Genomic DNA, 14,708 nt, shown 5'->3' on the forward strand with positions numbered 1-14,708 from the left:
GGTCATATGCGAATGCCCTGGCGGCAGCGGGGAGAGGAGACAGCTATCGGCGCGCCTCAGACCGGCGAGTCGGCGAAGCCGCGCAGCACCAGGCGTACCAGGTTCGCCTGCCGGCGGGCGCCGGTCTTGTCCAGCACGCGCTTGAGGTACTCGCGGGCGCTGGAGACGCCGATGCCCAGCGTGCCGGCCGCCTGCGCCACATCGGCGCCGCGCGTCAGCAGGGCCGCGATCGAGGCTTCGCGCGGTGTCAGGCCGTAGGCGGCGCCCAGCGCGTGCGTGTCGATCCGCACCGGCGCGGCCGGATCGATGATGAACAGCGCCACGCGCGGCGCGCCATCGTCAATGCCGTCAAGGGGGATCACGGTCACCACCAGCGCCGCGAGGCCCGACGGCCGCTCCAGATAGACCCGGCGGGACGGCACCTGCCCCGCCGCCACGGCCGCGACGGCCGCCCGCAGCGCCCGCGTCGCAGCGCCGGAGGCGGCGCTCACGCCTGTCGCATCCGCGGAGATGCCGTCGGCAGCCGCCACGATGCGGCTGGCGCGGGCATTGATGAAGGCCGGATGCCCCGCCGCGTCCAGGAGGATGACGCCGGTATCGAGGCGCTCCAGCACGGCGCCATAGACGGTGGGGATCGCGTCGGCATTGATCCCGGCACGCGCCGCCATCTGGTGATTCACACGCACCTGCCCCCGCCTTTCCAGAGATGCACTATGTTCACCGGGATTAACACATCACCTTCCGATCGCAGCCATCGGCCGGTTTTTATTTTTCTGATCGCTGCGATAAGAAATCCTTTGGGACTCGCGTTCCAACGGTAGCGAAGCCTGCTATAAGCCGCTCCGGGTGACCGGGTTACCTCGCCACCGGCAATGGAAGGACTGTCCGCGGTGCTGGCCGAGCAGCGTCAAAGCATGATCCTGGCACTGGTCAACCAGCGTGGGTCGCTGTCGATCACCGAGCTGCAGCACAAGCTCAAGGTGTCGCGCGAAACGATCCGGCGTGATCTGATGCTGCTGGCCGACCGCAGCATGCTGCGCAAGACCCATGGCGGTGCGCTGTCGCTCGAGCAGGGCGAGCCGCTGATCGCGGTGCGCGAGGCGATCAACACGGACGCCAAGCAGGCCATCGGCCGGCTGGCGGCACGCCTGGTGCCCGACGGCGCCACGGTGATGCTGGGCGGCGGCAGCACGGTGCAGGCGGTCGCCGACGCCCTGCTCGAGCATCAGGACCTCACCGTCATCACCAACAGTGTCGCCAACTGCAGCCGGCTTGCCGGCCGCAGCAAGAACCGCGTCTTCATGCTGGGGGGCGAGATCCAGACCGCCAACAACACGGCGCTGGGCCGCGACGCCACGGCAATGCTGGCGCACTATTCCGCCGACGTCGCCATCGTCGGCGCCGGCGCCGTCTCGCCCACCGGCTGGGTGATGGACTACACGCGCGAGGAGGCCGAGCTGTACGGCCAGATGCTGCAATCGGCCCGCCAGCCTGTCGTGGTGGCCGACCACAGCAAGTTCAACCAGCATGCTCCGGTGCGCCTGACCACCTTCGAGAAGATCACGCACCTGGTGTCCGACCGGCGGCCCGACGGGCCGCTGGCCAAGATCCTGGCCAAGCTGCCGGTCGAGCTCGTGATCGCCGGCCGGCCCGGCGGGTAGCGCCGGCACGCGACGCGCTTTGCCGCCGCCGGCCCGGCGTCGTCATTCCGAGATATCGGCTTGCGGATATTCCCAAATGGGAATATCGCGATGCCCGCCGCGGCGCCCATCCTGTCCCAGGGCGATCGCGCGCCTCAGGGAGAGGGCCATCTACACGCCACCATCGCTGTCGCTCCATGCGGCCCCGGCCGTGGCAGCGCAACCAGACTTCACGCCACCATCCACGGACGCAGGCGATGGGCTTGCCGGCCTGCCGCTGCCGGGCACGGCTCTCGACGTCGCCGCCCACGCCGACAGCTGCCTGGCCATGATCGAGCCGATGATTGGGCCGTTGCGGATCGTGCTGGGCGTCTCCGTGTTCTACACTGCGCTGTCGCCCATCCTCGGCAATGCGCGTGGCACGGCGCTCGGCGCGCTGCAGCAGCAGGAGATGCTGGCCGGCCTGGCGCACGGCATCGTGCTGACCGCGCAACGCCGGCCGCCGGTCTGGATCAAGCAGCACGGCTTCGTGAAGATGTGGCCGGTACGCAAGCACCCAGGGCACGGCCGGCAGCTGCAGGGAATCTACAACACCGCCCTGATGGCCGGCATCGCGCACGCCCGCCGGCTCGACCAGGCGGCCGCGCGGAACCTGATCGCGTCCCTGCTGGGGCGCATGGACGAGCCGGCACGGCGCCAGCACGGCAGCTCGGCGGCATGGAAGCCACGGCAATGGGAAGCGCACCACCGAGCCTGCGCCGACATCCTGCAGCAGGAGATCAGCTGCCGCGTTGCCGCTGATCCCGCCGGCACGGCGCCGGCACGGCGGCCCTCGGATTGCCTCGCCGCCGCGTGAGGCGCGTGGCTATCGACGACGCCACCGGCACGGCATAGAGTCGGCATCCCACCCGTGGGAGCTTGGGATCCTGCCGCATGTCGTCCAACAGCCTTGGCCAGATCGATCTGCAAATCATGTGGAACCGCCTGATCGCGGTGGTCGAGGAGCAGGCGCAGACCCTGATGCGCACCGCCTTCAGCCCGATCGTGCGCGAGGCGGGCGACCTCTCGGCCGGCGTCTTCGACCTGCAGGGCCGCATGCTGGCGCAGGCGGTGACCGGCACGCCCGGCCATGTGAACTCGATGGCCGAGTCGGTGAAGCACTTCATCCGCCACTTCCCGACGGCGACGATGAAGCCGGGTGACATCTACATCACCAACGACCCGTGGATGGGCACCGGCCATACCAACGACTTCGTGCTGACCACGCCGTGCTTCAAGGACGGACGGCTGGTGGCGCTGTTCTCGTGCACCAGCCATCTGACCGATATCGGCGGCCTCGGCTTCGGGCCCGACGCCACCGACGTCTTCATGGAAGGCCTCTACATCCCGATGCTGAAGCTCGCCGACCAGGGCCGCATGAACGAGACCCTGATGGCGATGATCCGCGCCAACACGCGCCTGCCGGTCGACACCGAGGGCGACGTCTACTCCCTGGCCGGCTGCAACGACATCGGCTGCCGCCGCCTGGTCGAGATGATGAGCGAGTTCGGGCTGGCCGACCTCGACACGCTGTCGGCCTTCATCCTGGAGCGCAGCCGCGAGGCGGTGCTGGGCGAGATCGCGGCCTTGCCCAAGGGCACCTGGCGCAACGAGATGATGGTCGACGGCTATGATGCGCCGATCAAGCTGGTGGCCACGACCACCGTCAGCGATAGCGGCATCCATGTCGACTACACCGGCACCGACGCGCAGGTGCGCCGCGGCATCAACGTGCCGATCGCCTACACCACGGCCTACACCGTCTTCGGCCTGGGCTGCGTGGTCTCGGCCCGCATCCCCAACAATGCCGGCTCGCTGGCGCCGCTCACGGTGTCGGCGCCACCGGGCACGATCCTCAACGCCCAGAAGCCGGCACCGGTGCTGCTGCGCCACGTCATCGGCCAGATGCTGCCCGACATGGCCTTCGGCTGCCTGCGCCAGGCCGTGCCCGAGCGCGTGCCCGCCGAAGGCACCTCGTGCCTGTGGAACCTCAACATGCGCGGCGCCGTGGCGGGCGGCGATGGCGGCAATTACGGCTTCACCATCACCGTGACCAGCAACGGCGGCACCGGGGCGCGGCCGCAGGCCGACGGGCTGTCGGCCACGGCCTATCCGTCGGGCGTGCGCGGCACGCCGGTGGAGATCGCCGAATCGATCGCGCCGCTGATCTTCTGGAAGAAGGAGCTGCGGGCCGACAGCGGCGGCGCCGGCGCCCGCCGCGGCGGGCTGGGCCAGGCCATCGAGATCGGCTCCAGCATCGAGAAGCCCTTCGACCTGCTGGCCGCGTACGACCGCATCGACTATCCGCCGCGCGGCCGCGACGGCGGCGCCAACGGCACGGCAGGCTATGTCGGGCTGAAGTCGGGCCGCGCGCTGAAGGGCAAGGGCACGCAGACCATCCCGCCGCATGACCGGCTGGTGATCATGACACCCGGCGGCGGCGGCCTGGGCGATCCCCGCCGACGCGATCCGCAGCACGTGACGGAGGACGTCGCGGAAGGGCTGGTGTCGCCCGAAACGGCGGAGCGCGTCTATGGCGTGCCGCTCAAGGCCGCGGAGTGAGCCGGCGCCGCGCTCGATCATGACCGCCCAGGGCACCTACGACGTCGTCATCGTCGGCGGCGGCGCCATCGGCAGCGCCATCGCCTACTGGCTGACGCGCGATGCAGCATGGCGCGGCCGCGTCGCCGTGGTCGAGCGCGATCCGACCTACGCCCGCGCCTCCTCGGCGCTGTCGGCCAGCTCGATCCGGCAGCAATTCTCGACACCGCTCAACATCCATCTGTCGCGCTTCGGCATCGGCTTCCTGCGCCAGGCGCGCGAACTGCTGTCGGTCGACGGCGAGCCGCCCGTCGAGCTGGGCCTGCGCGAGCCCGGCTACCTGTTCCTGGCCTCGGCCGCCGGCGAGGCGATCCTGCGCGACAACCACGCCATCCAGCGCCGCGAGGACTGCGCTGTCGAGCTGCTGGCGCCCGATGCATTGAAGCAGCGCTTTGCGTGGATCGACACCGACGGCGTCGTGCTGGCCTCGCACGGCGTGGCCAACGAGGGCTGGTTCGACGGGCCGGCGCTGATGCAGGCGTTCCGGCGCAAGGCACGCGCGCAGGGCGCGGTGTATGTGCATGACGAAGTCACCGGGCTGGATACCGACAGCGGCCGGGTCACGACCGTGCGGCTGGCGTCGGGCCGGGCGCTGGCGGCGAGCCAGGTGGTGAATGCCGCAGGATGCTGGTCGGCGCGCGTCGCGGCCATGGCCGGCGTGGCGCTGCCGGTCGAGGCGCGCCGGCGCAGCGTGTTCGTGTTCGACTGCCGCGAGAAAGTCGCGCCGGCGCCGCTGGTCATCGACACGTCAGGCGCCTGGTTCCGGCCCGAGGGGAAGTTCTTCATCGGCGGCATCTCGCCGCCGGAAGAACAGGATCCGCCCGACCTGCCGCTGGAAGCGAACCATGCGGAATGGGACGAGCTGGTGTGGCCGGCGCTGGCCGCCCGCGTGCCAGCCTTCGGCGCGGTGAAGGTGGTGAACAGCTGGGCCGGCTACTACGAATACAACACCTTCGATCACAACGGCATCGTGGGCCCGCATCCCGAGCTTGCCAATCTGGTGTTCGCCACCGGCTTCAGCGGCCATGGCATCCAGCAGTCACCAGCCGTCGGCCGCGCCATCGCCGAATGGCTGACCCAGGCCCGCTACGTGTCGCTCGACCTGACGCCGTTCGGCTTCGACCGCATCGCCGCCAACCGCCCGATCATCGAGCGCAACGTGGTGTAGGGTCAAGGCTGTCATCCCGAGCGCAGCGAGGGATCTCCCGCGCATAGCGCACGGTGCGTCTCGCCGCAGGAGATCCCTCGCTGCGCTCGGGATGACAGGTAACCCTGATTTGCGGCACACTGCGCCGAACCAAGAGCATCACTGGCGTGGAGCCCCCTCATGAGCGACCGCCGTTCCTTTCCCAAGCCGCAATCCGGCATGGTGGTGCCACGCTTCGGCGGCATCGCCACCTTCATGCGCCTGCCCGCCTTCACCGATCCGGCCGATCTCGATATCGGCCTGGTCGGCGTGCCGTGGGATGGCGGCACCACCAACCGGCCCGGGGCCCGTCACGGCCCGCGCCAGATGCGCGACATGTCGACCCTGATGCGCCGCGTGCACCATGTCAGCGGCATCGAGCCCTACACGCTGGCGCGCATCGGCGACCTGGGCGACACGTCCGTCAACCCGGCCAGCGTCGATGACAGCCTGACGCGCATCGAGACCTTCTACGCCAAGCTGCACAAGGCGGGCGTCGTGCCGCTGTCGGCGGGCGGCGACCATCTCGTGACGCTGCCGATCCTGCGCGCCATCGCCCGCAGGCGGCCGCTGGGCATGGTGCATTTCGACGCCCACAGCGACACCTGGGACACCTATTTCGGCGGCTACAAGTACACCCACGGCACGCCGTTCCGCCGCGCCATCGAGGAAGGCCTGCTCGATCCCAAGCGCATCGTGCAGATCGGCATCCGCGGCTCGCTGTACGGCAATGCCGACATGGCCTGGGCGTACGACCAGGGCATCCGGGTCATCACCATCGAGGAGTATTTCGACCTCGGTGTCGACAAGGTGATCGAGGAGGCCCGCCGCGTCGTGGGCGACGGTGCGACCTATGTCAGCTTCGATGTCGACGGGCTGGACCCCGTGTTCGCGCCCGGCACCGGCACGCCCGAGATCGGCGGCTACTCCACGCACGAGGCGCAGCGCATGATCCGCGGCCTGCGCGGCTTGGACCTGGTCGGCGCCGACGTGGTCGAGGTGTCGCCGCCATTCGACCCCAGCGGCAACACCGCGCTGGTCGGCGTCACGATGATGTGGGAGCTGATGTGCCTGCTGGCCGAATGTGTCGCAAAACGCCGCGCGCGACCGGCCGCGAAGCGACAACGGTTCGCCCGCCGGAATAAACGCAACGTTTGACGCCGCAGATGCAAGCGCCGGCTGGACACATGCATCGCAGCGCTCGCCAATAGCGCCGCGTTCGCCTGCAGGTCAACGAACCGCAGGCGACGGCATGTTGGGGGGAGCGCATATGCGTCGCATAGTCAAAGGTTCGATCAGGTCCATTCTCGCCACGGCAGTGGCAGCCTTCGGTGTCGCCGCAGCAGCGATCACACCGGCCAGCGCCCAGATCCAGTTCGTGTCGCCCTACCCGCCGGGCGGCATCACGGACATCGTCAGCCGCACGCTGGCCGACGGCCTGAGCAAGAGCCTCAACCAGACCGTGATCGTGCTCAACAAGCCGGGCGCCAACGGCATGATCGGCTCGGACTACGCCGCCAAGTCGGCGCCCGACGGCAAGACGCTGCTGCTGGTGGCGGCCGCGCATGCCATCAACCCCAGCATGCATGCCAGGATGGCCTATGATCCCTTCAAGGATCTCGTCGGCGTCTCCCTGATCGGCAAGACCGGTCCGGTGATCTTCGCCTCGGCCAAGCTGCCGATCACCACCATGCAGGAGCTGGTGGCCTACGCCAAGAAGCACCCGGGCAAGGTGACGTACGGCTCCTCCGGCGTGGGATCGGGCGCGCATCTCGTGGGCGAGCTGCTGTGCCAGACGCTCGGGATCGACATGACCCATGTCGTCTACAAGGGCTCGGAAGCAGCCCTGATCGATCTGTTCAACGGCGAGCTTTCGCTGTTCATCAACACCGTGCAGACCTGGGCGCAGCACGGCAGCAGCGGCAAGCTGCGGGCGCTGGCGATCGGCAGTGCAGCGCGCTGGCCGCGGGCGCCGGATATCCCGACGCTCGACGAGACCGTCGCGCCCGGCATGGTCGCCGACAGCTTCCTCGGCGTCCTGGCGCCGGCCGGCACGCCTGCGGCGGCCGTGGACACGTATTCGAAGACCATTGCCGCGATCATCGCCCGCAAGGACGTCACCGAGCGGCTGATGGACTACGGCATCGAGCCGACGGGATCGACACCGGCTGCGTTCGACGCCTTCATCGCGTCCGAGGCGAAGAAGTGGGGTGACCTGATCCGAGCCCGGAACATCAAGCCCGACCGGTAGCTGATGCGTCTGCTGTCCCCTCCCCGGCTCGCGCCGCCGGGGAGGGCCAGCAACAATCCTCGCAATTTACAATAGCTGGCGGACTTGCCACGATTTGGCCTTCGATGACCGCTGGGCCAGCGAGGACCGACATGACGCTGCTGAACTGCGACATGGGCGAAAGCTACGGAATTTGGCGGTTGGGCGACGATCGCAGGATCATGCCGGCGATCCATATCGCCAACGTCGCCTGCGGCTTCCACGCCTCCGACTTCAACCATATGCGCGCGACAGTGCGCCTCGCCAAAGCCAACGGCGTGGAGGTAGGCGCCCATCCATCGCTGCCGGACCGTCAGGGCTTCGGTCGGCGTGAAATGCGGATCAGCCGGGAGGAATTGGCCAACTGCCTGATCTATCAGATCGGGGCGCTGAAGGGCTTTCTCGACGCTGAAGGCATGCGACTGTACCACATCAAGCCGCATGGCTCGCTCTACGGCATGGCGGCACGCGATCCCGAGATCGCGCACGCCATCTGTGACGCGGCCGACGTCTTCAAGGTGGCGCTGCTCGGCATGATCAACACCGAGCACGAACGCGTCTATGCCGCACGCGGCCATCGCTTCATCGCCGAATACTACGTCGATCTCGACTATGCCGACGACGGCAGCCTGATCATCACCCAGGAGCATGATCCGGTGGATCCTCAGGAGGCTGTCAACCGCGGCCGCCGCGCGATCCGCGAGGGCCTGACGCGCTCCATCGGCGGCAAGGACATCGCGGTGCGTGCCGATACGATCTGCGTTCATTCCGACACGCCGGGCGCGCACCTGATCGCGGAGGCCCTGCATCGCGCATTGCTCGCCGAGGGGCTGGTCGAGCCGCGCCGTGCCGGCGCGCTCGCGACATCGTCGACCCGGTCCACATGACAGTTGCCGGCATGGTGATTTGCGCTAGGGTCGTGCCGCGCGACAGGGGAGCAGCGATCCATGGCGGGTTCTCGTGACGGCGCCATAAGGCGCATCGAAGCCTATTTCGACGATGGCGGCTTTCTTGCCGACCTGCAGCGGCGCGTGGCGATCCCCACGACCAGCCAGGAAGCCGATTCGATGCCGGCCCTGCGCGCCTATCTCGCCGACGAGATGACGCCGACCCTGGCGCACCTGGGCTATGCCTGCGAGGTCATCGACAACCCGCAGCCGCAATACGGCCCGTTCCTGATCGCGCGCCGCAATGAGGATCCGGCCGCGCCCACGGTGCTGACCTACGGCCATGGCGACGTCATCCGCGGCCAGGACGAGCAGTGGCGCGCCGGCCTGTCGCCCTGGACCATCGTCGTCGAGGGCGAGCGCATCTACGGCCGCGGCACGGCCGACAACAAGGGCCAGCACTCGATCAACATCGCGGCGCTCGAGGCCGTGCTGGCCGAACGCGGCCGCCTGGGCTTCAACTCGACCATCCTGATCGAGACCGGCGAGGAGACCGGCTCGCCAGGGCTGGCCGCGTTCTGCGCCCAGCATCGCGACAAGCTGAAGGCCGATGCCCTGCTCGGCTCGGACGGCCCCCGGCTCGACCCCAAGCGGCCGGCGATCTTCGGCGGCACCCGCGGCACCATGAACTTCACCATGGCGCTCGACCTGCGGGCGGGCGGCCATCACTCCGGCAACTGGGGCGGGCTGCTGGCCAATCCGGGCCTGATCATGGCGCATGCCATCGCCTGCGTGGCCGACGCGCGCGGCCAGATCAAGGTGCCGGAATGGCGGCCCAGGACCTTGACCAACTCGGTGCGCGCAGCGCTGGCCGGCCTCACGATCGACGGCGGTCCCGACGGGCCCAGGATCGACACCGAATGGGGCGAGGAGGCTCTGACGCCGGCCGAGCGTGTGTTCGGCTGGAACAGCTTCGAGGTGCTGGCCTTCAGGACGGGCAATCCGGACAAGCCGGTGAACGCCATCCCGCCCAGCGCCATCGCGCATTGCCAGCTGCGCTTCGTCGTCGGCACCGACCCCAAGGACATCCTGCCCGCCCTGCGCCGGCACCTCGACAGGCACGGCTTCGGCCAGGTCGCCGTGGCGCCGTCGCGCGAGGTGATCATGAACGCCACGCGGCTCGACCCCGACAATCCCTGGGCCAAATGGGCCGTGGCCTCGATCCAGCGCACGACCGGCCACAAACCCGACGTGATCCCCAACCTGGGCGGCTCGCTGCCCAACGAGGTCTTCGCCGACATCCTGGGCATGCCCACCGTCTGGGTGCCGCACTCCTATGCCGCCTGCAGCCAGCACGCGCCCAACGAGCACCTGCTGGCACCCGTCGCGCGCGAGGCGCTGCGCCTGATGACCGGCCTGTTCTGGGACCTCGGCGAGCAGGGACGGCCGCAGCCGGGATGATCAGCGGTCGAAGGACCTTGCGGTGCCCGGGACAGCACCGGCGTTGCTGGTGACGGCTGGGACCGCGTCGCTCCAGCGACGCTCATGGCGATCGCTGAGAAGAGCGCCGCTGGAGCGGCGCGGTCCCAGCCGTCACCAGAGCCGCCAGTGACTGGTGTCGCCGGCTCACGCCTGCGGCGGCCCGAAGACATAGGGCTCCAGCGACTTCTGGGCGGCCATGCGCAGCTTGTGCCACTGTTCCGGCCCGCCGTAATAGGCGAGGCTGCCAGGCTCGGCGTTGCCCTCGCCGTTATAGTAGGACAGGCAGTCGCGGAAGGCCGCCGTGCGGATATCGGCCTCGCGGCAATGCGTGGCGTAGGCGATCTCGCTGTCCCTGGTGATATCGACAACCGTCGCGCCGCGCTCGCGCATCGTCTTGAGCATCCACACCACGTAGTCGGTGTGGGCCTCAAGACCGCGGGTGAAGTTGAACTGGCCGCCGCCGCCCTGCGGCCCCGACATGATGAACAGGTTGGGGAAGCCGTGGCTGTGCAGGCCGAGGAACGTGCGGACGCCTTCGTCCTGCCACTTCTCGCGCAGGACCCGCCCACCGCGGCCGCGCGTCATGTTGAAGGTCGACGTCGCCATCCACTGGAAGCCGGTGGCATAGATCAGCACGTCCAGCGGGTACTCGATGCCGTCGTGCACGACGCCACGTTCGTTGATCCTGCCGACGCCGCCGGGCGCGGTATCGACCAGCGTGACATGCGGCAGGTTGAACGTCGGCAGGAACTCGTCGTGGAAGGTTGGCCGCTTGCAGCCATAGGGATAGTACGGCTTCAGCGCCGCGGCCGTCTTCGGATCCTTGACGATGGCATCAACGCGGGCGCGGATCTGCTCCATGATGCGGAAGTTGGTGTTGAGCTGCTTGGCCATCAGCTCGTCCGGTGAAAGCTGCCGCTCGTGCTTCCTGGTCGGCTTGAAGACGTCGACGCGGCCGGAGAGGAAATCGTCGTTGCCCTGCAGCGCGGTGCGGCCCGATGAAATCATCGCCAGCCGTTCGCGCCGCGCCTTGGCCCAGCCCGGCTCCCGCGACCATCGGTCGATCTCCTCCGGCGTGGTTGCGCGCTGGTCGCGCACGTCGATCGTCGAGGGCGTGCGCTGGAACACATGCAGCGTCTTCACCACCTTGGCGATCTCGGGGATCACCTGGACCGCGGTGGCGCCGGTGCCGATGATGCCCACGCGCTTTCCCGTCAGGTCGACGTGATAGTTCCAGCGCGAGGTGTGGAAGGATTCGCCCTTGAAGGTCTCCATGCCGTCGATGCGCGCCAGCTTCGGCGTCGTCAGGATGCCGTTGGCCAGCACGACGCAGCGCGCGCGCATCGCATCGCCGCGATCGGTATGCACCGTCCACTGGCTGGTCGCCTCATCCCATGTCGTCTGCGTCACCGTGGTGTGGAACAGGCAGCGGTCATAGAAGCCGGATCGCTCGGCCATCATCTGGCAGTATTCGAGGATCTCGAAGCCCGACGCGAACTTCATCGTCGGGTAGTAGTTCATGTCGTCCAGCAGCGGCAGGTAGCTGTAGGCTTCGACATCGCAGGCGATGCCGGGATAGCGGTTCCAGTACCAGGTGCCGCCGACATCGCCTCCCTTCTCGCAGAAGCGGACATCGTTGAAGCCGGCATCGCGCAGCTTGTGCCAGAGCAGCAGCCCGCCGAAGCCCGCGCCGACGACGAGGATCTCGCAGGAATCGGTCAGCGGATCGCGCGCCACCGGTGGCGCCGAATAGACGTCCTCGAGGTAGCGCGCGAACGTGCCCTCCATCGCCATGTAGTCGGCCGCGCCGCGCCTTGCCTCCTTGTAGGAGCGATACTTCGCCTGCTCCTCGGCATTGAAGACGGCTCCGGCGGGCGGCGGCGGCAGCGACGTCAGCGCCGCATCCGCGACCGGCGAATAGCCCTTGCCGGCAATCTTTTCGGTCGCCTTCGCGGCACGCGTGCTGAAGATCTTCAGCCCCGTGGATTCACATATCCTGATCGACTGCGTCATGTCCGGTTCCCGCTGCCTGCGACCCCAAAGAAGCTCGCGGCTATTTCCACGTAGCCACCGCGATGCGTCAATCGCGTCTGCAGCCTTCCTTTTTCAGACCACCTTCCAGCGCAGTGCACGGCTGCCCGGCCGCAACGGCATCTACGACAGCTGCGATGCGACCGTCGCCGCGGCCTTCTGCATGTCGCGCGCCAGCGCCACGGCGGCGGCACGCTCCAGCTGGTCCGAGAGGCCGACGGCAGCGATACTGTGCGACAGGGTCGGCCGTGATGTCGGCACCGGCACGGCGACCACCGTCACGCCGCCGATGTAGTTGCCGCGGTCGATGCTGTAGCCCTGGCGGCGCACCACCTCGACCTCCTTGCACCACGTCTCCCAGGCCGGGGCGTTCTGCCACTGCAGCAGCCGGAACCGCTTCTTCACCTCGGCCGGCGGATGCGCGCCGAAGGCGGCGACGCAGCGGCCGGTGGCGCTGATGAGCGCGGGAAAGCGGCTGCCGACATCGACATGCAGGCGGATCGGCGTGCGGCTGCGCGACAGCGCCACCACCACCATGTGCTCCAGCCCGATCAGCTCGAGACCGATCGCGGTCACGCCATGGCGCGCCGACAGCAGGTCGAGGTCTGGCTGAACGAGGCTCGTGAAGCCGCTGTTCTCCAGCACGGCGCGCGCCAGCGACAGCATGCCGACGCCAAGGCTGTATTGCTTGGTGCCGGCGTCCACCCGTACCACCCCCTCCGCCACCAACGCGCGCAGGATGTGCAGCGCCGTGCTGGGCACCAGCCCGAGCTCACGGGCGATCGCCTTGACCCCCAGCGGCGTCCGGCTGCGCCCCAGTAGGCGCAGGATCGCGAGCGCACGCGTGACGGCAGGCACGGCCCGGACACGCGGGGTGGCCGAAGCGGATGTCGTCAGCTCGTTTGTCATAGTTGTCTATATACAACTACTGAATCTATTTTACAATGATCGAAACTTGCCTCTAGGCTGCGGCCCGTTGCATCCGGCCCTTTCCTTGCACGAGCCGCCGATGACCAGGTTGACGTCGTACACAAGCTATGCCGATGCCCAGGCACATTTTTCCGGCGATGGGCTGTGGGATCTGTTCGATGGCGACCGGCAGAGCTTGAACATCGCGCACGAATGCATCGACCGTCATGTCGACGGCGAGCGGCCGGCCGTCATCGTCATCCAGGCCGACGGCCATGACGAGATCCTGAGCTTCCGGCAGATCGCCGAGGACTCCGCCCGCTTCGCCCACTATCTCGCCGGGCAGGGGGTGAGGGCCGGCGATCGCGTCGCGATCATGCTGGAGCCCTCGCGGGCGTTCTACATGGCGGTCTTCGGCGCCATCAAGCTGGGCGCCATCGCGGTGCCGCTGTTCACGCTGTTCGGTCCCGACGGCGTCAAGCTGCGCATCGACGACTGCACGCCGCGCCTGCTCATCACCAACGCCGAGAAGGCCGCGCTGGTGCCGCCGTCGCCGGCGCTCGGGATCGTCGTTGCCGACCGGCCCTTCGTCGCCGGGCTCGAGCGGTTCCCCCCGCGCTTCGCGCCGGCCACGCGCGCCGATGGCCTCGCGATCTTCCAGTACACGTCCGGCACGACACGCGCCTTGCCCGAGGCGGTCAGGCACACGCATCGCGCGGTGGTGACCTTGATGGTGGCGGCGCTTTACGGCACCGGTCTGCGGCCCGGCGACCGCTTCTTCTGCCCCTCGTCACCGGCCTGGGGACACGGGCTATGGCATGGCACCTTGGCGCCCCTGGCGCTGGGCATCACCATCGGCGCCTACGCCGGAAAGTTCGACGCCGAGCGCGCGCTGAAAGCCTTGCAGGACCACCGCTTCACCAATCTGTCGGCGGCGGCGACCCACTACCGCATGATGCGCACGTCGGGCGCCGCGGCGCGCTACCGCTACAGCCTGAAGAAGCTGTCGTTCACGGGTGAGCCGATCGACAGCGAGACGGCGACATTCATCGAAAGCACGTTCGGCGCGCCGCTCTGCAGCATGTACGGCACGACCGAGATCGGCGTGATCCTGGTCAGCTACCCGGGAGCACCGGATTTCACGGTCAAGCCCGGATCGCTGGGCAAGCCGGTCCCCGGCTGCCGGGTCGAGGTCCATGATCCATCGGGAGCGCCCTGCCCGCCCGGCGTCACCGGCGAGCTCAAGGTCTGGCGCCGTGGCGCCTGGATCCCGACACGCGATCTGGGGCGCACCGATGCGGACGGCTACTTCTACCACGGCGGCCGCGCCGACGACGTCATCATCTCCGCCGGCTGGACGATGAGCGCGGTCGAGATCGAGGACGCGATCCTCAAGCATCCCGACGTGCGCGAAGCGGCGGTGATCGGCGTGCCCGACGCATTGCGCGGCCAGATCGTGAAGGCCTTCGTCGTGGCGAACCGCCCCGGCGACGACGCCTTCATCGCCGAGATCCAGGACCTCGTGCGCCGGCGGCTGAGCCAGCATGAGTATCCGCGCCGCGTGGCCGTCATGGCCGAGCTGCCCAAGACGCCGGCCGGCAAGGTGAACCGCAAGGTGCTGCGCGAGCGCGAGCAATCCGACGCGATGGGCACGGTCTGAACAA

At 68.5% G+C, this 14,708-nt stretch carries 12 protein-coding genes; 9 read left to right on the plus strand and 3 right to left on the minus strand.

Going from position 1 to position 14,708, the window contains the following annotated elements:
- Positions 1-56: 56 nt before the first annotated feature.
- Positions 57-686: a helix-turn-helix transcriptional regulator gene (locus FHP25_RS20145; RefSeq protein ID WP_147848753.1), complete on the minus strand. Its 630-nt coding sequence runs from the start codon at positions 684-686 to the stop codon at positions 57-59.
- A gap of 228 nt (positions 687-914) precedes the next feature.
- Here FHP25_RS20145 and FHP25_RS20150 point away from each other — a divergent pair, with 228 nt between their 5' ends.
- From FHP25_RS20150 to FHP25_RS20185, 8 genes are all read left to right on the plus strand, one after another.
- Positions 915-1,661, plus strand: a complete 747-nt coding sequence (locus FHP25_RS20150) for a DeoR/GlpR family DNA-binding transcription regulator (protein WP_178133651.1) — start codon at positions 915-917, stop codon at positions 1,659-1,661.
- Between the two features lie 190 nt (positions 1,662-1,851).
- Complete coding sequence (locus FHP25_RS20155) at positions 1,852-2,496, plus strand: hypothetical protein (protein ID WP_147848755.1); 645 nt, start codon at positions 1,852-1,854, stop codon at positions 2,494-2,496.
- A 77-nt stretch (positions 2,497-2,573) separates the two neighbouring features.
- Entirely contained in the window at positions 2,574-4,241 is a 1,668-nt protein-coding gene (locus tag FHP25_RS20160) for a hydantoinase B/oxoprolinase family protein (RefSeq protein ID WP_147848756.1), read from the plus strand.
- Between the two features lie 19 nt (positions 4,242-4,260).
- Complete coding sequence (locus tag FHP25_RS20165; protein WP_147848757.1) at positions 4,261-5,448, plus strand: NAD(P)/FAD-dependent oxidoreductase; 1,188 nt, start codon at positions 4,261-4,263, stop codon at positions 5,446-5,448.
- Positions 5,449-5,607: 159 nt separating this feature from the next.
- Positions 5,608-6,624 carry an agmatinase gene (speB, locus tag FHP25_RS20170; RefSeq protein WP_147848758.1) on the plus strand — a complete coding sequence of 339 codons (1,017 nt, stop codon included), beginning with the start codon at positions 5,608-5,610 and terminating at the stop codon, positions 6,622-6,624.
- Positions 6,625-6,736: 112 nt separating this feature from the next.
- Positions 6,737-7,717 carry a tripartite tricarboxylate transporter substrate binding protein gene (locus tag FHP25_RS20175; RefSeq protein WP_218578473.1) on the plus strand — a complete coding sequence of 327 codons (981 nt, stop codon included), beginning with the start codon at positions 6,737-6,739 and terminating at the stop codon, positions 7,715-7,717.
- Between the two features lie 131 nt (positions 7,718-7,848).
- The gene (gene pxpA / locus FHP25_RS20180) at positions 7,849-8,622 is read left to right on the plus strand and encodes a 5-oxoprolinase subunit PxpA (protein ID WP_147848760.1); all 774 of its coding nucleotides are present in this window, start codon (positions 7,849-7,851) and stop codon (positions 8,620-8,622) included.
- 60 nt (positions 8,623-8,682) lie between these two features.
- Positions 8,683-10,083, plus strand: coding sequence for a M20 family metallopeptidase (locus tag FHP25_RS20185; protein WP_147848761.1), 1,401 nt, complete (start codon positions 8,683-8,685; stop codon positions 10,081-10,083).
- Positions 10,084-10,248: 165 nt separating this feature from the next.
- Here FHP25_RS20185 and FHP25_RS20190 read toward each other — a convergent pair whose 3' ends face one another.
- Positions 10,249-12,117, minus strand: a complete 1,869-nt coding sequence (locus FHP25_RS20190; protein WP_147848762.1) for a flavin-containing monooxygenase — start codon at positions 12,115-12,117, stop codon at positions 10,249-10,251.
- 141 nt (positions 12,118-12,258) lie between these two features.
- Positions 12,259-13,044, minus strand: a complete 786-nt coding sequence (locus FHP25_RS20195; RefSeq protein ID WP_147848763.1) for an IclR family transcriptional regulator — start codon at positions 13,042-13,044, stop codon at positions 12,259-12,261.
- Between the two features lie 100 nt (positions 13,045-13,144).
- On the opposite strand from FHP25_RS20195, the gene FHP25_RS20200 reads away from it, so the two are divergent.
- Positions 13,145-14,704 carry an acyl-CoA synthetase gene (locus tag FHP25_RS20200; protein ID WP_147848764.1) on the plus strand — a complete coding sequence of 520 codons (1,560 nt, stop codon included), beginning with the start codon at positions 13,145-13,147 and terminating at the stop codon, positions 14,702-14,704.
- The last annotated feature ends 4 nt before the right edge of the window (positions 14,705-14,708 follow it).

This window comes from Vineibacter terrae (assembly GCF_008039615.1).
GTDB classification, from domain to species: domain Bacteria; phylum Pseudomonadota; class Alphaproteobacteria; order Reyranellales; family Reyranellaceae; genus Vineibacter; species Vineibacter terrae.